The organism is Pseudooctadecabacter jejudonensis (assembly GCF_900172275.1).
Taxonomy (GTDB): Bacteria; Pseudomonadota; Alphaproteobacteria; order Rhodobacterales; family Rhodobacteraceae; genus Octadecabacter; species Octadecabacter jejudonensis.
The window spans coordinates 504863-522121 of the sequence record NZ_FWFT01000003.1 but is presented as its reverse complement, the minus strand read 5'-3'; the positions used below and the strand labels follow the sequence as shown (position 1 = coordinate 522121).

Annotated in this window: 18 protein-coding genes; 4 read left to right on the top strand and 14 right to left on the bottom strand. The window is 61.4% G+C overall.

Annotated elements, in window-relative coordinates:
- Positions 1 to 121: 121 nt before the first annotated feature.
- Positions 122 to 1216 carry a 4-hydroxyphenylpyruvate dioxygenase gene (hppD, locus tag PSJ8397_RS11685; protein ID WP_085864774.1) on the bottom strand — a complete coding sequence of 365 codons (1095 nt, stop codon included), beginning with the start codon at positions 1214 to 1216 and terminating at the stop codon, positions 122 to 124.
- 127 nt (positions 1217 to 1343) lie between these two features.
- On the opposite strand from hppD, the gene PSJ8397_RS11680 reads away from it, so the two are divergent.
- The 4 genes from PSJ8397_RS11680 (at position 1344) to PSJ8397_RS11665 (ending at position 5265) form a co-directional block, all read left to right on the top strand.
- Entirely contained in the window at positions 1344 to 1817 is a 474-nt protein-coding gene (locus PSJ8397_RS11680; protein WP_085864773.1) for an Lrp/AsnC family transcriptional regulator, read from the top strand.
- A gap of 98 nt (positions 1818 to 1915) precedes the next feature.
- The gene (locus PSJ8397_RS11675; RefSeq protein WP_085864772.1) at positions 1916 to 3064 is read left to right on the top strand and encodes a lytic murein transglycosylase; all 1149 of its coding nucleotides are present in this window, start codon (positions 1916 to 1918) and stop codon (positions 3062 to 3064) included.
- A 45-nt stretch (positions 3065 to 3109) separates the two neighbouring features.
- On the top strand, positions 3110 to 4369 hold the full coding sequence (locus PSJ8397_RS11670; protein ID WP_085864771.1) for a glycerate kinase type-2 family protein: 1260 nt from the start codon (positions 3110 to 3112) through the stop codon (positions 4367 to 4369).
- Positions 4366 to 5265, top strand: coding sequence for an endonuclease/exonuclease/phosphatase family protein (locus PSJ8397_RS11665; protein ID WP_085864770.1), 900 nt, complete (start codon positions 4366 to 4368; stop codon positions 5263 to 5265). The genes PSJ8397_RS11670 and PSJ8397_RS11665 overlap by 4 nt, the downstream gene beginning before the upstream one ends.
- A 64-nt stretch (positions 5266 to 5329) precedes the next feature.
- Here the strand turns inward: PSJ8397_RS11665 and PSJ8397_RS11660 are convergent, their stop codons facing one another.
- The 13 genes from PSJ8397_RS11660 to PSJ8397_RS11600 all read right to left on the bottom strand — a co-directional run bounded on the left by PSJ8397_RS11660 (position 5330) and on the right by PSJ8397_RS11600 (position 17255).
- Complete coding sequence (locus PSJ8397_RS11660; RefSeq protein WP_085864769.1) at positions 5330 to 6274, bottom strand: phosphatidate cytidylyltransferase; 945 nt, start codon at positions 6272 to 6274, stop codon at positions 5330 to 5332.
- On the bottom strand, positions 6271 to 6936 hold the full coding sequence (locus PSJ8397_RS11655; RefSeq protein WP_085864768.1) for a lysophospholipid acyltransferase family protein: 666 nt from the start codon (positions 6934 to 6936) through the stop codon (positions 6271 to 6273). Before PSJ8397_RS11655 ends, PSJ8397_RS11660 begins: the two co-directional genes overlap by 4 nt.
- A gap of 82 nt (positions 6937 to 7018) precedes the next feature.
- Complete coding sequence (locus PSJ8397_RS11650) at positions 7019 to 7312, bottom strand: hypothetical protein (RefSeq protein ID WP_085864767.1); 294 nt, start codon at positions 7310 to 7312, stop codon at positions 7019 to 7021.
- A gap of 24 nt (positions 7313 to 7336) precedes the next feature.
- Positions 7337 to 8020 (bottom strand): PspA/IM30 family protein, encoded by a 684-nt coding sequence (locus PSJ8397_RS11645; RefSeq protein WP_085864766.1) that lies wholly within the window; start codon positions 8018 to 8020, stop codon positions 7337 to 7339.
- A 110-nt stretch (positions 8021 to 8130) separates the two neighbouring features.
- The gene (locus tag PSJ8397_RS11640; protein WP_085864765.1) at positions 8131 to 8718 is read right to left on the bottom strand and encodes a TetR/AcrR family transcriptional regulator; all 588 of its coding nucleotides are present in this window, start codon (positions 8716 to 8718) and stop codon (positions 8131 to 8133) included.
- A 146-nt stretch (positions 8719 to 8864) separates the two neighbouring features.
- A complete protein-coding gene (locus PSJ8397_RS11635; protein WP_085864764.1) occupies positions 8865 to 10097 on the bottom strand; it encodes a mandelate racemase/muconate lactonizing enzyme family protein in 1233 nt (410 codons plus the stop codon).
- A gap of 109 nt (positions 10098 to 10206) precedes the next feature.
- Complete coding sequence (locus PSJ8397_RS11630; RefSeq protein ID WP_085864763.1) at positions 10207 to 11289, bottom strand: zinc-binding dehydrogenase; 1083 nt, start codon at positions 11287 to 11289, stop codon at positions 10207 to 10209.
- A 129-nt stretch (positions 11290 to 11418) separates the two neighbouring features.
- A complete protein-coding gene (locus tag PSJ8397_RS11625; RefSeq protein WP_085864762.1) occupies positions 11419 to 12660 on the bottom strand; it encodes a TCR/Tet family MFS transporter in 1242 nt (413 codons plus the stop codon).
- Between the two features lie 105 nt (positions 12661 to 12765).
- Complete coding sequence (locus tag PSJ8397_RS11620) at positions 12766 to 13362, bottom strand: AAA family ATPase (RefSeq protein WP_085864761.1); 597 nt, start codon at positions 13360 to 13362, stop codon at positions 12766 to 12768.
- Positions 13355 to 14146, bottom strand: coding sequence for an alpha/beta fold hydrolase (locus PSJ8397_RS11615; protein ID WP_085864760.1), 792 nt, complete (start codon positions 14144 to 14146; stop codon positions 13355 to 13357). The genes PSJ8397_RS11620 and PSJ8397_RS11615 overlap by 8 nt, the downstream gene beginning before the upstream one ends.
- Positions 14130 to 15356: an endonuclease/exonuclease/phosphatase family protein gene (locus PSJ8397_RS11610; protein ID WP_085864759.1), complete on the bottom strand. Its 1227-nt coding sequence runs from the start codon at positions 15354 to 15356 to the stop codon at positions 14130 to 14132. The genes PSJ8397_RS11615 and PSJ8397_RS11610 overlap by 17 nt, the downstream gene beginning before the upstream one ends.
- 79 nt (positions 15357 to 15435) lie before the next feature.
- Positions 15436 to 16416, bottom strand: coding sequence for a threonine ammonia-lyase (locus tag PSJ8397_RS11605; RefSeq protein WP_085864758.1), 981 nt, complete (start codon positions 16414 to 16416; stop codon positions 15436 to 15438).
- A complete protein-coding gene (locus tag PSJ8397_RS11600; RefSeq protein ID WP_085864757.1) occupies positions 16413 to 17255 on the bottom strand; it encodes an alpha/beta fold hydrolase in 843 nt (280 codons plus the stop codon). The genes PSJ8397_RS11605 and PSJ8397_RS11600 overlap by 4 nt, the downstream gene beginning before the upstream one ends.
- Positions 17256 to 17259: the final 4 nt, after the last annotated feature.

Here is a 17259-nt window from a genome sequence, read left to right as displayed (position 1 = left end):
ACCACTGACCTTCCCCCAGAACGAACAGTGCTGCACGTTCGGCACTTTGGAGCCTGGAGATGGGCCCGCAACCAGATCAGGCGCAGCCCAGTGCGGATTGAACGGGACTGCCGTCCCCCTCTCAATGATCGTTTAAAACGCCGCGTTCAATCTGGTCAGCCTCGATGCTTTCAAACAGCGCTTTGAAATTGCCTTCACCAAAGCCATCGTCGCCCTTGCGCTGGATGAACTCAAAGAAAATCGGCCCAATGACGGTCTTTGAGAAGATCTGCAGCAAAATACGGGTTTCGCCACCACCGACGACGCCTTCGCCGTCAATCATGATGCCGTGCGTCTTCATCCGGTCAATCGGCTCTTGATGGCCGGCAACACGCGATTTGCTCAGCGTATAGTAGGCGTCTGGTGGGCCTTTCATGAACGTGATGCCGCGGGACGCGATTTCGTCAGTGGCGTCATAGATGTTGCGGGCGCCCACGGCGATGTGCTGGATCCCTTCACCGTTGTAGCGTTTCAGATACTCGACGATCTGCCCGGTTTCTCCACGGTCTTCGTTGATCGGTATGCGAATACGGCCACAAGGTGAGGTCAACGCACGGGACAGCAGACCTGTAAACTTGCCTTCAATATCGAAGAACCGGATTTCCTTGAAGCCGAACAAATCACCATAAAACTTGAACCAGACGTCCATGTTTCCCTTGTGCACATTGTGCGTCAGGTGATCGAGGTAGTAAAACCCGACCCCCTCAGGATGGGTCTTCTGGACCCAGTTGAATTCGTCGTTGTAGGGGTTCGCCTCGTAGTACTTATCAATGAAGTAAATCAGCGATCCGCCGATCCCTTTGATGGCGGGGACATCCATGGTTTTGTCGTCGCCCGTGTAGGGCGTCGCACCCTTTGACACCGCATGATGATAGGCATGTTCTGCATCCACAACCCGCCACCCCATCGACGGGGCGCATGGGCCATGGGCGTCAACGAAAGTGCGGGCATGGCTGCCTGGTTCGTTGTTGATGATGTAGGTGATGTCGCCTTGCTGCCACAGTTCAATCGCTTTGGTTTTATGGGTCGCCGTGTGGACATAGCCCATTTTCGCAAACAAGATGCGCAGCTCTTCAGGGTTTTCATGGGCGAATTCGACGAATTCAAACCCGTCTGTGCCAGCAGGGTTTTCGGCGTTGATCGTCGATTTGGGGGCGTCGTGGGGGAAAGGTCCCATGGCTGATCTCCTCTGTTGTTGCGAGGATAGGTTTGTTTGCGTGCAATGGGTGCGCAAATATGGCGGAATATATCACATATATTGCGTGATAATTGCGGACTATCGCGGATTTTTGTAATCTTAACGCATGATAAATCTTGATTCGATGGACATCCGGCTCTTGGCCGCACTTCAAAAAGCGGGCCAAGCCTCAGCGGCTGATCTGTCAAAACAGCTTGGCCTGTCCGCGTCGCAAATCGGACGGAGACGTCAGCGGCTTGAGCAGGCGGGCTTCATCGATCACGTCGTTTTTCGATTGAACGCCAAAGGTCTTGGCCTCGATGTTCAGGCGTTCATCCAGATTCAAACGGACGCACAAACCGGGACTGCGCATCAATCGATCCTGAAACTGGTGAACAGCCAACCACAGATTGTTGCCGCGTGGACGCTGACCGGCGAAGCGGACTACATTTTTCGCGTCTTCTGCCCCAGCCTGCCCGATCTGAACGATCTTATTCAAAACACGCTGTTGGCACATCCCGCCATCGGACGCGTGCAAAGTCAAATCGTCATGGGGGAGTTGTTGGATGACACCGCGCTGCCCCTCGATCATCTGGTCTAGGGGCCGACATCCATTCGCGGTGAACCCTGTCCTGCGTGTCTGGATGTTTTTGGCGGTTTGCGCCTTTTCCTTACGCGAGGGACGGTTAGGATAGGGGTATGTTGATAACCCGTCGTTCCTTGTTGGCCGGCACGGGTGCGGCGTTGGTCGCAGCCTGTGCACCGGCTGTGTCCCCCGTTTTGCCAACCCGCAGCGCCGCGCAGACCCTTGCGCCCGATCTGCAACCTGTTCCGCGTGCGGATTTTTCCGCCTGGGTGGCCCGCTTTCGCCTTCGGGCGCGGGCGGCGGGGATTTCGGATGCCACATTGGATGCGGCTTTTGCGGGTGCGGGGTATATTCCGGGCGTTGTGGCGCGGGATGGGACACAGATCCAAACCCGTCGCACGCTGGAAGAATACCTGTCCATCGCAACGTCCGACGAACGGATTGCCAAGGGGCGCGCAGCCTTTGCGCGCCATGAGGCGACGTTGCGCGCGATCGAGGACCGCTACGGCGTGGACCGGCTGATCGTGGCCGCGATTTGGGGAATGGAAAGCACATTCGGCGAAAAACGCGGGGCGATCCCGGTGGTGTCCTCGACGGCGACGCTGGCCTTTGATGGACGACGGGGCGCGTTCTATGAAAGCCAGTTGATTGCGGCGCTGCGGATTTTGCAGCGGGGCGATACGACGCCCGAGCGTTTGACGGGCAGTTGGGCGGGGGCCATGGGCCACACCCAGTTTATTCCCACGTCCTTTGAAAGTTTTGCCGTCGACTTCACTGGTGACGGGCGGCGCGATATTTGGGGGGATGACCCAAGCGATGCCCTTGCCTCGACCGCCAGTTATCTGGCGCGGAACGGTTGGCGCACGGGCCTAAAATGGGGGGCGGAGGCCGGCACCGGCGGGCCTGAGGGGCGCACGATCCAGCCGCAGGCAGGTGGGGTGCGCTTTACCGTGACGCGTAATTTCAACGTGCTGAAAACCTACAACAATTCCGATCTTTATGCGCTGGGCATTGGCCATTTGGCGGACCGGATTGGCGGTGCTGGCCCCTTGCGCGGCAGCTTTCCACCGGATGCCAATGGCCTGACGCGCGATGATCGTTTGGCGTTGCAACGGGGCCTTGTGGCACGCGGTTATGATCTGGGCACGGTGGACGGGGTGATTGGCGCCCGGACCGAGGCCGCGATCCGTGATTTTCAAACCCGTCAGGGCGTTGCCGTGACCGGGCGAGCCACCCGAGATGTGCTGGATTTGCTGCGATAGAGGCCCCAAGCAAGGATGATCCCGAAACCAAGACAGAGACTGAAGATGGCCAAACTGAACGACCCAAACGCCTTTTTGCGCAGCCTGTTTGACGTGGCTGTCGCCGCAGCGGACCCGATGGCCTGCGTGCCAGCAGCGCTTGGGGCACGGCCCAGCGGTCGCGTGGTTGTTCTGGGCGCGGGCAAGGCCTCGGCCCGGATGGCTGAGGCGCTGGAAGACGCGTGGGGTCCGCAAGAGGGGTTCGTGATCACCCGATATGGCTACGCACGCCCCTGCAAAGGGATCGAGATTGTCGAAGCCGCCCACCCCGTGCCAGATCAGGCGGGTGTGGAGGCAACAGCGCGCCTGCTGGACATCGCGCGGGGGCTTGGGGCCGATGACACCTGCATCATGCTGATCTCAGGCGGGGGGTCGGCCTTGCTGTGCGCGCCAGCGGACGGGCTGAGTTTGGACGACAAACAGAAACTGGCGGCGGACATGCTGGCCTCTGGCATGCCGATCGGTGACATCAATGGCATCCGCAAGGAGTTGTCGGCTGTAAAAGGCGGGCGGTTGGCTGCGGCGGTCCATCCTGCGAAATTGGTGTGTCTGATGATCTCAGACGTGCCGGGGGACGACCCCGGCGACATCGCCAGCGGGCCGACTGTGGGGCACGCGGGCGACGCGGATCTGGCGGCCCGAACTTTGGCCAATTGGAACGTGACGCCACCGCCCGCGATTGAGGCCTTTCTGCGCGCAGGCGGCGCGCCTGTGGCCGCGGATGATCCGCGTCTGGCAGGTGTCGAAAATCACATCATCGCAGCACCCGCGCAGTCATTGGCCGCCGCCGCGCGGATGGCTGAGGATCACGGGGTTGAGGTGCGTCTCTTGGGTGATGATCTGGAAGGCGAGGCCCGCGATCTGGCGGCCGCACAGGCCGCACAGGCCATCGCGGTTGCGCAGGAACGTCTGCCCCATGCCGTCGTGTTGTTGTCGGGGGGGGAATGCACTGTGACGCGACGAGGGGACGGTATTGGCGGGCCGAATGCTGAGTTTACACTGGCCGCAGCGGTGGCGTTGAGGGGGCATCCGAACATCTACGTGCTCGCCTGCGACACCGATGGTGTCGATGGCGCGGCAGAGGTCGCGGGCGCTGTTGCGGGGCCTGACACCTTGGCACTGGCCGAGGCCATGGGCATTTCAGCCGAGGCGCAGTTGAACGAAAACAACGCCCACGGCTTTTTCGAACGCATCGGTGCGCAGGTGGTGCCCGGCCCGACGTTGACGAATGTAAATGATTTTCGCGCCATTCTGGTGATGCCATGACGCGGTGGTTGCGCCGTGTTGGGGGGCTCTTCGCGGTGCTCATCGCCCTGCTGGGCCTCATGGTTGGGTGCAATTCCTTGCCCCAGCCGGTGCAGCCCCCGCCCGATGAGACGGTGAGGGTTGCGACATACAACGTGCATTACATTTGGCTGAACCGTGCGCGCGGGGATTGGTCTGTGGGGGATTGGGAGCGGCGCAAAGGCCCGCTGCAGGCAGCGTTTCGCGCGATGGATGCGGATGTCGTGGGCTTTCAGGAGATGGAGAGTTTCGGGCGCGGTGTCGCCCCGCAAAACCTGACGTTGGAGTACCTGATAGAGCAGAACCCCGACTACGGTGCGGCGGCCATCGGCGATCCTGCGGTCTTTCCTTATACGCAGCCGATTTTCTATCGCCGGGCGGCGTTGACGTTGCGTGATCAGGGGTGGTTCTTTTTCTCGGACACGCCAGATGTGATCTATTCGCGGACGTTCAACGGGTCATGGCCCGCCTTTGCGTCCTGGGCTGAGTTTGAGGACCGCGCGAGCCACGTGTTCCGCGTCTACAACATTCACACCGAATACCGCAGTGCGTCGAACCGCAGGCTGTCGACGGCGTTGGTGGCCGACAGGATCACCGAGCCCGCGTCGCGGATGCCGGTTTTTGTGATTGGTGATTTCAACGCGATCCGAGGGTCGGCCACGTTGCGGAACCTCGAAGACGTTGGCGTCACGTTCTGGCCTGCGCAAGGATCCACGTTTCATTTCAATCGCGGGCTGAACCTGTTTCCGGCGATTGACCATATCGGCGGGACGGGCGGGATCGAACCGGTGGGGGAGACGTTTAGCCTGCGTGGCAAGTTTGAGGGCGAATGGCCGACGGATCATTATCCGGTCGTTGGAGATTTCCGGTTGCCGTAGCGCGGGGCAAGGCCGTCGGATTTTGAGTTTTTCTAGTCAGATGAAGGGGGGCGGGGCGCGCGCCCTAGACGTAGATCAGGTTGATGACGTGGTAAAAGATCGGGGCAGCGAAGATCACGCTGTCGAATTGGTCCATAAAGCCGCCCTGGCCGGGGATCAGGTGGGACCAGTCTTTGACACCCCGGTCGCGTTTGACGGCAGCAAAGACAAGATTGCCGAACATGCCCACCAGCGAGGCGAGGCCCGCCATCAAGGCGGCGCCGAGGATTGAAAACGGTGTCATCCAGGCGAGCAGGCCCCCGATCAATGCAGCGCAGATCACGCCGCAGGCCATGCCTTCCCAGGTTTTGGCCGAGATGCCTTCGATGATGCGTTTGCGTCCGATGCGACGCCCAAAGAAGAAATCCAGAAGGTCGCCGAATTGCACGACCATGATCAGGAACGCGATCAGCAAGACGCCACGGTCGGCGGGGTAGCCGTCGACCTGCATCGACAGCAGGGCCGGCACGTGGGACATGCAGAAGACTGCGATCATCAGCGCCCATTGCGTTTCCGCCACGCGCACCAGGAACCTGTCTGGATTGCCGCGCAGGGCGGACACTACGGGCAGCAGCAAAAACGCATAGACCGGGATGAACACGGAATAGAGCGTTTGCCACCCCATCCCCACAAACAGGTATTGCAGCGGCAGGATCACAAAGAACGCCAGCGCCAACGACAGATGATCGGCCTTTCGTTTGCTGGTCAGGGTCAGGAATTCGCGCAATGCCGCAAAGGAGGTGAAGGCAAAAAGCACCACGATCCCGATCTTGCCCGCGATCAGGGCCAACGTGAGCAAAATGACCATGCCCCACCAGCTGCGCACGCGAGTCATGAAGGTTTCGATCACCGGATTGTCGTGGCCGGCGCGGGCGCGCAAAACCTCGCCAAAGAAGGTCAGGGCTGTCATCAGGCCGCAGGTCGCGATGAACAGCCACAAAAGTTCTGCTGTGGTGGATGTGACCGTCATAGCCGTTCGCCCTTGGGGGCAAGATCTGCCAAAGCATCGGCGGCGCGGGCCAGGAAGGCGTCTTTGTCTTCATCGGCGCCCACATGAATGGGCGCGCCGAAGGTTACGGTGCAAATCAGGGGCAGGGGGATGACTTCGCCTTTGGGCATGATGTCAGTCACATTTGCGATCCATGTGGGCACCAGATCAACCTGCGGCCGAGCGCGCCCCATATTGTACAGCCCCGCTTTGAACGGCAGTAGGGGGTCTTCGGTCATGTTGCGATTGCCCTCGGGAAAGATGATCAGCGATGATCCGTCGTCCAGCGCATCAAGGATGTTTTGCATGGGGTCATGGTTTTCGGCGCGGGCTTCTGGCCGCCTGTCCACGAGCACGCAGTTGAAGACCTCGGGCCCCACAAAGGCGCGCAGTTTGTTTTTCAGCCAATAGTCCGCGGCCGCCACAGGGCGCACGGTGCGGCGCATGTTGGGGGGCAGCACGGACCAGATCATCGGCATGTCTGCGTTGCTGACGTGATTGGCGTAATAGACGCGCTGGCGATGCACCGGTTCAATCCCGCGCCAATCGGGGCGCACCGCTGTCAAAAAACGAACCAGCAGCGAAATGGCCAATCCGACAATCTTGGCCGCAAGGCGGCGGGGTAGGGCAAGAAGCGTTTTCATCAGAACCGACTGTGGCCGAGGTTTGTAAAATAGGAAAGGCCGCACATGCCAGGAGAGGGGCACGTGCGGCACGGTGTTGTGTTTAAGCGGCTTTGTCGTCCTCGCCGCCGATGTATTCGGACAGCAGGCGTTCGTTGCGGGCCTCTTCGACGCGGGTGATGCGGTCCTCGGACAGACGTTCATCAAAGCGCAGTTTGACGAAGTTCACCAAGGACAGGGTCAGCAGAAGAATGCCGATGCCCCAGTAGCCCTTTGTCGCCAAAGGCACGTCCGTGGACATGTAAAGGGACAGGCCCAGCATCGCATAGGCGATGACCACGCCGATGCCGTTGAAGAAGATGATCAGGCCGTTGTCGGATTTGTTGAAATTGCTCATGGGATTTGTCCTTTCGATATGGGGTTATTTGGAGGATTGGGATTTCAGGCGGGACAGAACGTCATCTGCGGTGGTGCGCGTGGCTGCCCCGCAGCCTTGATCGGCCAGACGATCGGCGAGGGTTTCGTGACCCAGATCGCGGTCGATCTCACGCAGGATTTCCGATTGTTCGAAGGGGTCATCGCGGCCCATCACACGGGCGATCAGTTCCTCTGCCTCGTCGGTGGCGGAGGCCCCGCCGAGCGATGTGTTGAGTTTGCTTTGAATGGCTTGTTCACGGCGCACGGCGCGGGCTTGGATCGCCCCTTGTTTGAGGTCGATGATCCGTCGGTGGCCTGCCTCAATCGACGACCGCAGGCGCATGACCTTTTGATCCAGGCGCGCGCAGGTTTCCGTGCGAATTGTCAGCTCATTTTCCATCTGCGCGATGGCCTGTGCTGCCTCAGCGGCGAGGTCGTCACGCTCTTTGGACAGCGCATCGGTAGCGCGGTCGGTCATATCGAAAATCCGCGATTTCAGGGCGTCACGCTGGCGGTTTTCACTGCGTTGACGCTGGATGAGAGAAGCCAAAGTCGCCTTGGCTGCCTTCAGGGAGGTTTCAGCTTCGCGGATCTTTTGGTCGATCAGCTCAATCGCGAAGGCGTCGCGCACACGGTCTTCGGACCGCGCATTTGCGCCAGCGATCAGGGTTGAGAGGGTTTTGAACATGGTGGGTCCTTTCTATCTTTTTTGTGAACGTTGTTCATAAAATACAGATAGAAAGGTGCGCTGGGTAAAGCAAGTGATTTTTTGAACAATGTTCAAAAATTGGCGTGTAACTAGGTCAAGTGACTGAAAACAAGAGAAATCATTTTATCGAGATGGGGGGCGGGCACGCCTGCAGATGCCTCATCCAGTCCCAAAAGGACGATTCCATGGACGGAAGAAAACAGCGCACGGGTCAAAAGGGCGCGTGTTTCAGCGTCGTGATCTGGGAACAGGACCGACAGCGGGGCGTCGATGTAAGTGAACAGCTGATCCATCTCGGCCAGATACCAATCGGGGGCCGTTTCGCCTGGTGGACGTTCAATATCAAACAGCGCGCGCCACAGGTTGTAATGACGTGCGGCGAAGGCGTGGTAGGCCTGCGACATTACGATGAGCTGCGCATGCGCATCTTGCGGCGCATCTGACAATGCCTCAGCCACTGCGGCGCCCAGATGTCTAAAGGTGCGGGCGTTTACGGTCAGCACCAGATCATCAAGATCCCCGAAGACGTTATATATCGCACCGAGGGCGCAGTTTGCGTCTTTGGCGAGGTCGCGGGCGCGCAGGTTTTTGAGGCCGTTGGAGGCAATTCGGCGTTCGGCGTTAACAATGAGAGTGTCACGCAGGGCGGCGCGGCGGGCGGCGACTTTACCGGACATGGGGGCTCCTTATGAACTGTGTTCAATTCATAATCGGCGGGGGAGCCTTTGGCAAATCGGCCTTTCAGGGAGAGTTTTTTGGGTCAGATGAAGCGGGGGCGGGGGCGCGTTAAGGTTAACGCGTGCCCGGTTGGGCAGGGGGGTGATTAGGGTGTTTTGACCGGCGCGCCGCCTGCAAAAACGTTGGGGGCGTGATAGCTGATCGGGCCGTCTTGCATTTGCAGATGGAGGCCGTCCCCGGTGTAGGGATGGGCGCGGGCGAGGTCTTCGTCGACGTCGATGCCGAGGCCGGGGGCTGTGGGGACAGGGATGTAGCCGTCCTCAACGGTGATGCTGTTTTTGATCAGGGCGGCGTGGAAATCCGTCTCGATTGTTTCGGCCATCAGGATGTTCGGCAGCGTCGCCGCAAGCTGGATATTGGCGGCCCATTCGATGGGACCTGCATAGAGGTGCGGGGCCACTTGGGCGTTGTAAACCTCTGCCAGGGTTGCGATTTTCTTGGTTTCCCAGATGCCGCCTGAGCGGCCCAGGGCGGGCTGCAGGATCGTGGCTGCCCCACTGCGCAGGACGGTGGCAAATTCCGCCTTAGTGGTCAGACGTTCGCCTGTGGCAATGGGGGTTTTGACGGCTGCCGTGACCTTGGCCATTTCGCCCACAGCGTCGGGCGGAATGGGTTCCTCAAACCACAGGGGGCTGAAGCAGTCGATCGCCTGGCCCATGCGAATGGCCCCGCCGGTGGAGAACTGACCATGGGTGCCAAAGAGCAGATCTGCTGCTGGTCCCACGGCCTCGCGGATGGCAGCACAGAAGTTAACGGATGTCTCGATATCATGCAGCGACGGCATGTGGCCGGCGCGGATTGTATAGGGGCCGGCGGGGTCGAATTTGACGGCTGTGTAGCCTTGGGCGACGTAGGCTGCGGCGGCCTCGGCGGCCATGTCGGCGGAGGCCCAGAAGTCTGGAAGTGTATGATTTTGTTGGGGATATAGGTAGGTATAGGCGCGAATGCGGTCGTTGAGGCGCCCGCCGATCAGGGCATGAACGGGGCGGTCGCGGTCTTTGCCCAAGATGTCCCAGCAGGCGATCTCAAGGCCCGACCATGCGCCCATGACAGTGAGATCGGGCCGTTGGGTGAAGCCCGCCGAATAGGCGCGACGGAACATAAGTTCAATGTTTTCAGGGTTTTCGCCGTGCATATGGCGGGCGAAGACGTCCTTGATGACATGGGTCATCGCATCCGGGCCGACAGAGCTGGCGTAACATTCCCCCCAGCCGGTGATGCCGGTGTCTGTCGTGACCTTGACCAATATCCAATACCGTCCGCCCCAGCCGGGGGCGGGGGGCGCCGTGACGATGATGTCGAGGTCTTGAAGTTTCATGGGACGAAATCCTTAACGATCTGGATCTATGATTGACCAACTGGCCTTACCCATTCACCGGTATGGCTGGCGTATGGTTTGCGTATGGCTCGCGTATGGCAGCCTGCCATCAGAACACGATGACGTTGCGCTTGGCGGCCCCTGTTCGGGTGTCGGCAATCGCCTCGTTGATCTGATCCAGCGACCAGCGGCCCGAGATCAGTTCATCCAGTTTCAGACGACCCTGACTGTAGAGGTCAACCATCCACGGGATGTCCCGCTTGATGACCACGTCGCCCATTTTGGACCCGATCATGCCCTGACCGGCGGCGGCGAAATTAGCGGCCTCATACACGCTTTCGTCGCCCACGCCGGGCATGCCGACCATGACGATATTGCCGCCCTTGGCCAGATAGCGGGGCGCGTCGTTGTAGACGGGGGCCACGCCAACGGTGACGAGGACCGCATCTGCGCCACGGCCCATGGCCTCTTTCGCGGCGCGCCAGGGCGCATCTTGGCTGGCGAGGATCGCGTCGGTGGCGCCGAAGTCTTTCGCCACATCAAGTTTGCTGGGTTCCATATCCACAGCCACGATGCGCCGCGCGCCTGCGATGGCGGCCCCTTGGATGGCGTTGAGGCCGACGCCGCCTGCGCCGATCACGACAACGTCCTGACCGGGGCGCACCTTGGCGGCGTTGACCACCGCGCCGATGCCGGTGATGACACCGCAGGCCAGAAGAGAGGCGGCCTCCATCGAGATGCCGTCGGGAAAGGTCACGACCTGAGAGCTGTCAACGACGACCTTCTCAGCAAAGCCGCCGCAGGCCATGGCCTGATGCAATTTGCCCCCATCGGCAGTTTTGATCGGGCCGTGGTCGCCGTCGTAGGGCGTTTCGCAGTTGGTGGGCCGTGCCGCGCTGCAGCTGGGGCAGGTGCCGCAGGCGCGGATCAGCGTGACGACGACACGGTCGCCCAGAGCGATGCCTTTGGCATTGGGTCCGGTGGCGGTGACGGTGCCTGCGGCTTCATGCCCGTAGACCGCCGGCAGAGAGCCGCCCCAGATGCCGTCCGCATAGGAGATATCGGAGTGGCAGATGGCGCAGGCGGCCAGGGTGACCTCAACCTCTTCGCCCATGGGCGCGCGCAGTTCGATGTCTTCGATTTGGAAGGGTTCGCCAAAGGCATGGCAGACGGCGGCTTTGATGCGGGGCATTGGGGACCTCTGGACGGTGGGTATCAGTGTCCGGTGAGGGTGGCGGGCCAGCTGCGTTTGCGCAAGTCTGAAAGCGACGTGGTTGCGTCGTTTGGGGAAGGGTGACGTGGCGGGAGGGTTGGGGCAGTGTCAAGGTGTGGCGGGCACGCGGGGGCGGCCCAGGAAGGTGACCATGCAGACGATCATCAACAGGGCGGACAGGGCGAAGGCGGCACCCGGCAGGTGGACGCCGGTGCCGTCGGTAAAGACCCAGAACAGTTGGGTCATGACCAGCGGGGAGAAGATCATTGCGATGGATTTGGCCGATGCGATGACGCCCTGCAGTTCTCCTTGTTGGTCGTCGCCTGCGCGCTGGGACATCAGGCCTTGGAGGGCGGGGGTAACGACAGCGCCCAATGCTGTGAGGGGGGTAAAGGCCAGTGCGATCCAGCCGTTGGTCAGCAGGGTGAGTGCGAGGAAGGCCACGAAGTTGAAGGTGATGCCGTAGATGATCGTGCCGCGTTCGCCGAAGCGGCGCAGGACGGGGCGGATGAGGACGCCCTGGACGAGGGCCATTCCGATGCCGAACATCGCAAGCGATCCGCCGACCATGCCGGGCGACCAGCCGAACGCCTCTTTGGTGAAATAGGCCCAGGTGGCGGGGTACACGATGAAGGCGAATTCATACAGGAAGACGAGGAAGATGAGGCGGCGCAGTCCGTCGAGTTGGCTGAGCGCGCGGAAGGCGCCGAAGGGGTTGGCGCGGCGCAGGGAAAACGGGCGGCGGATGCGGTCGGTGACGGTTTCGGGCAGGACGTAGTAGCCGAAAAGGAGGTTGAGCGCGCCGAGGGCTGCGGCGGCGTAGAATGGCGCGCGTGTGCCCAATTCTCCCAGCAGGCCACCGATGACGGGGCCCAGCACAAAGCCCAAGCCGAAGGCGGCGCCGATAAGACCGAAGTTTGCTGATTTCTCTTCTGGCTTGGAGATGTCGGCAATAAACGCCGCGGCGGTGGATTGGGTTGCGGCGGTGATGCCGCCGATGACGCGGGTCAAAAACAGCAGCCAGATGGAGCCTGCAACGGCCATGACCAGATAGTCGACGGTCATCACCGCAAGCGAGACCAGCAGGACAGGACGGCGGCCGAACCGATCAGACAGGGAGCCCAAGATGGGGCCGAAAATGAATTGCATCACTGCAAAGGTCGTCGCCAGCACCCCGCCCCAGAGGGCTGCTGTGCCAAGCGTGCCGCCCTCGACCTCTCGGATCAGATCCGGCATGACGGGCAGGATCAGACCGATGCCCATGGCATCCAGCATCAAGGTGATGATGATGAAAGTGATGGCGCGTTTTCGGGCGGCGGGCTCGGCTGGCGCGGGATCGGTGACAGTCATAGGAAAGCAGTAGTCTGAACGGATTGGTTTCGCAAAGGGCAATGTGTCCTGTGCGGCGGGAAACAAAATTCCGGAATTTTGTTGGGCCCTGAGACAAAGGGGGGGTTATGCGTTGTCAGGCAGACCAAAATGTGTCTGTATCCGATCCGCTGCACTCTCGGCGGAGAGGTTTTCTGTATTCACAAGCAGCATGTCAGCGGACGCGCGTTCAGACACATGACAGGTGAACCTGTGTCTGTCTTCAAGCCCTCGCAGATGGGTGTCGGACCAATGCAGATCACGTTTTGTGGGCTTGTGCGCCAGTCGATTTTCGCTTTGATTTCGGATGCGTCGGGTCTCAAACGGGGCGGACAGTTCAACCCAGCAAATGCGCCGACCCCGTGCTTCGAACCGAGCGGCAATGGACGTGATGTAGTCCCGTTCGCCCGGGATGTCGTAGGCGCATGCGAAGGTGAAGATATAGCCCTGTGCGGTGCTGGCCTCAAACGCATCAAAGAACGCATCACGCAGTCGGCCCACAAGGGCGCGGCCCTCGGGTGTGCCGTAGCTGAAATAGGGGGCTGCGACTTCGATCGTGATGTGGTTGTGGAAAAGGGGATAGCCTGTCCGCTTTGAAAGGGCCTGTCCTACGGTCATTTTTCCGACCGCGGGCGCGCCGAGGATGATGACAAAATCGCCCTGTTGGGTCGGCGGGTCAGACATGTCCGACCCCTTTCAGGAATACCGCAATAAGATCGGCCACCATGTCCGGGTGCGTGAGCGGGGCCATGTGGCCTGCGCCGCGGATCAGGTGAAACGTGCTGCCAGGGATCAGGTCCGTGGTTTCGCGCACCAGATCGGGCGGGGTGGCGGCATCGAGCGTGCCGCATAAACCCAAGGTGGACAGCCGCAAACCGGAGGTGGGGGTGTAGAAATCGGTGCCTGCGATGGCCTCGCACGTGGAGGCATAGCCTTCGGGCGGGGTGGCGCGCAGCTGCGCATCTAAGGGTGCGTCGTGGGGGCCAAGGGGCGTCCAGCGGGTGAGGATATCCGGCGCGAGGGCCGCCATGCCGCGGGTGCGGGCGGTGCTGGCACGTTCACGCCACGGTCCGGGTTGGCCGAATTTGGCGGCTGTGGCGACAAGCCCCAACGCGCGCACCAGATCAAGCCGTTTGACCGCCAGTCCTTGGGCAATCATGCCGCCCACGGAATGGCCGATCACGCAAGCTTCTTTGAGGGCGAAGTGAACGCAGACCGCCTCGGCATCCGCTACGAGTTGGCCCATGGCGTAGGGACCCGTGGGGGCGTCTGATGCGCCGTGGCCGCGCAGGTCATAAGTGATGACGCAGTGGTCGGGAAAGTGGCGGATGACGCCCTGCCAGACGGTGTGATCAAGGCCAAGCGCGTGGATGAACAGCAGCGGCGGGCCACTGCCCGTGCTGGTGGCGTGTAGGGTGGCGCCTTTGGCCGCGATTTTATGTGTGGTGGTTTTATCTGTGGGGGCCATCGCCCAGCACCATATGCGCCATGATCTGTCCGTGATCCGAGGCCAGTTTGTTGTAGGGGGCTTCGGGATGGGAGCCGTCTGTCAGGTGGTCGTTGAGGACGGAGAAATATTCCATCTCGCCGATGCTGTCCTTGTGGTCTGCGAGGAAGTGGCGGGACATGTAGATTTGGTCGATGGATTCGAAGACGCCACCGAAGGCCGACGTATAGACCATGTCGCGGGCGGACTTGCGCACGAACAGACGTTCTGCAGAATGCAGGCGAACGCGGTCGATGTCTTCGCGGATCTGGTCATTTTCGGCGTCTGAATAGCGATCCGCACGGTGTTTGGCGTCGTGGCGGAGCATCCAGGCGTAGTTTTTGAAGGGCACTTCGCCGGAGATGATTTCAGAGGAGACGGAATGTTCGCTGTCGTTGAAATCGCCCAGGACCATGACGGGGCGGCCTGCGTTGAGTTCTTCGATGATTTCGCGGCGGAGCACCCAGGCTTCCGCCGTGCGTCTGAGGGCCGCACGCAGGGAGCCCAGCGCGCGGGCGGTGGGGTCGTAGTTGGTGAGGTCGGCGGCGGGGGCATGGTCTGCGCCATTCGGAGTGATGTGTTCGCCCAGTTTGGATTTCAGGTGGCAGTTGAAGACGGTGATGATCTGGTCGCCCCCGTTTGTGGGGATGGGCACGCGCGCCTTGAGGATCGGGCGGCTGAGGCGGTTGATCCGGAAAAAGCCCGCGCTGTCGTCGCCTTCGGTGCCGCGCAGGCGTGAGAACGGGATATCGAGGGGTTCGGGCAGGTCTTGCAAAACTTCGGGATCCTCTGCAAAGCCAAATCGCGACAGGATCGCGACGCCGGGGCGGCGCTGGCCGGGTTCGCCGTCCAGTACGTTGGGTGCCACGGCTAGCCCGCCTGTGCCGTAGGGCGTGTAGGCGAGTTTTCGAAAGATGGCTTTGCGGTGGTAGCGTTTGGACGGGTCGGGGACGGCGGCGTTGTTTGAGGCGGCCCCTTCGGCGTCGGCCTCTGCAATGACGGCGCGCAGGGCGTCTTCGTCAAAGATTTCCTGAAAGCCGACGATGTCGGCATCCATGGTCAGCAGTTGGTCAGACAGCCACGCCTGTTTCCAGGCGTGTTCTTCGGGGGTGTAGGATTGGAATTCGTAGTATTCCTGATCGGGCCCGATGAGGTTTTTGACGTTGAAGCTGGCGATGGTGAAACGGGTCATGTCTGTCCTTTGCGGGCGAACAAAATTCCGGAATTTTGTTGCCTCCGGCGGGAGTTTTTCTGGTCAGATGAAGAGGCGGTTACGCCACGGTGTCAAGCGCGCGGGTGAACATGGCGGGGTCGACGTTGCCCCCCGACAGGGTCGCGATGACGGTGTCTGTGGTGATGCCCGGGGAGAAGAGGGCGGCGGCCAAGGCTGCGGCGCCGCCGGGTTCGAGCACGAGTTTGAGACGCAAGAAGGCGTGGGCCATGGCCTGAAGGCATTGGTCTTCGGTGACGGTGAGGCCCGCGCCGCACAGACGTTTGAGGATCGGGAAGGTCAGATCGCCCGGTTGAGGGGTGATGATCGCGTCGCAGATGTTGCCGGAGGTGGCGGGGTTGCGTTTGATCTCGCCCGCCTCAAGCGAGCGTTTGACGTCGTCGAAGCCTGTGGGTTCAACAGGACGGGCGGTGAGGGTCGGGGCGTCGGCCTCTAGCGCCAAGGCGATGCCTGAGGTGAGGCCGCCGCCGCCGCAACACACCAGAACGTCGGCGTCGGTGATGTCCAAGGCGGCGGCGTCTTCGGCAATCTCAAGTCCTGTGGTGCCTTGGCCTGCGATGACGTACCCGTTGTCGAAGGGTTTGATGAGGGTCAGGTTTTGGTCGGCGGCAAGGCGCGCGCCTATGTCGTCGCGGTCTTCGGTGTCGCGGTCATAGAGGACGACGGTCGCGCCAAGGGCGCGGGTGTTGTCAATCTTGAGCTGCGGGGCGTCAGCGGGCATGATGATTGTCGACGTTGTGCCATGCAGGGCTGCGGCGTAGGCCACGCCTTGGGCGTGGTTGCCCGACGAGAAGGCGATGACGCCGCGTGCGCGGGTGTTTGGATCCATTGCGCTGATCGCGTTGTAGGCACCACGGAATTTGAAGCTGCCGGTGTGTTGCAGACATTCGGGTTTCAGCAGGACGCGCCGTCCGGCGAGGTCATCCAGAAAGGGTGAGGACAGCAGGGGCGTGCGGCGGGCGTGGCCGCGCAGGCGCCGGGCCGCTGTCCGGATATCGTCTATGGTGCAGGCGTCTGTCATAGGTCGGTGATCCAGTCTTTGAGGGTGCTGATGGCCTCGGGCTCATCAAGGAACGGCACATGGCCACGGCCTGTGACCACGGCGGCGTGGGCGTCGGGGCGGCGGTTGCGCATGGTGTCAAACGTGGCGGCTGTCAGCAGGTCGGAGGCATCGCCGCGCAGCATCGCCAGTGGCAGGCCCGCCATGGCATCAAAAAGCGGCCAGAGGTCGGGGACGGGCTGGGCGCCGGCGTCAAGCACTGCGTCGCGCAGACGAGGGTCGTATTTGATCACGAGGCCTGTGTCGGTTTGTGCGTAGTGGTTTCGAACCTCGGCCAGCCAGCGGGTGTGGGGCACTCCGGTGAAGTGGGACCACGCGCGGGCGCGGAAGTGCGCGGCCTCTTCGTGGGTGTATTGTACGGGATTGCGGCCGATGTAGTCTTTGATGACGCTGAGCCCTGCGGGCGCGATTTCGGGGCCGATGTCATTCAGTGCCACGCCCAGCAGGCGATGTTTTGCGGTGGCGGCCAGCATCATGGCGATAAGGCCACCACGGGAGGTGCCCAGGATCGCGGTCTTTTCTAGGCCCAGATGATCGAGCAGGGCCAGTGCGTCTGCGGCTTCGTGTGGGATGGTGTAGGTGGCGGGATCGGCCCAATCTGACTGGCCGCGCCCGCGGTAATCCATGCGGATCAGGCGGATGCCGGTGGCCAACAGTTGCGGGGCGACATGATCGAAATCATGGCTGTTGCGGGTGAGACCCGCAAGGCAAAGAACAGGCAGGCCGCCGTGATCTTCGGGGCCTTCGTCTATGTAGTGCAGGCGGGTGCGGTCTGCGGTGGTGAAGCTGGAGGCGGTCATCTGT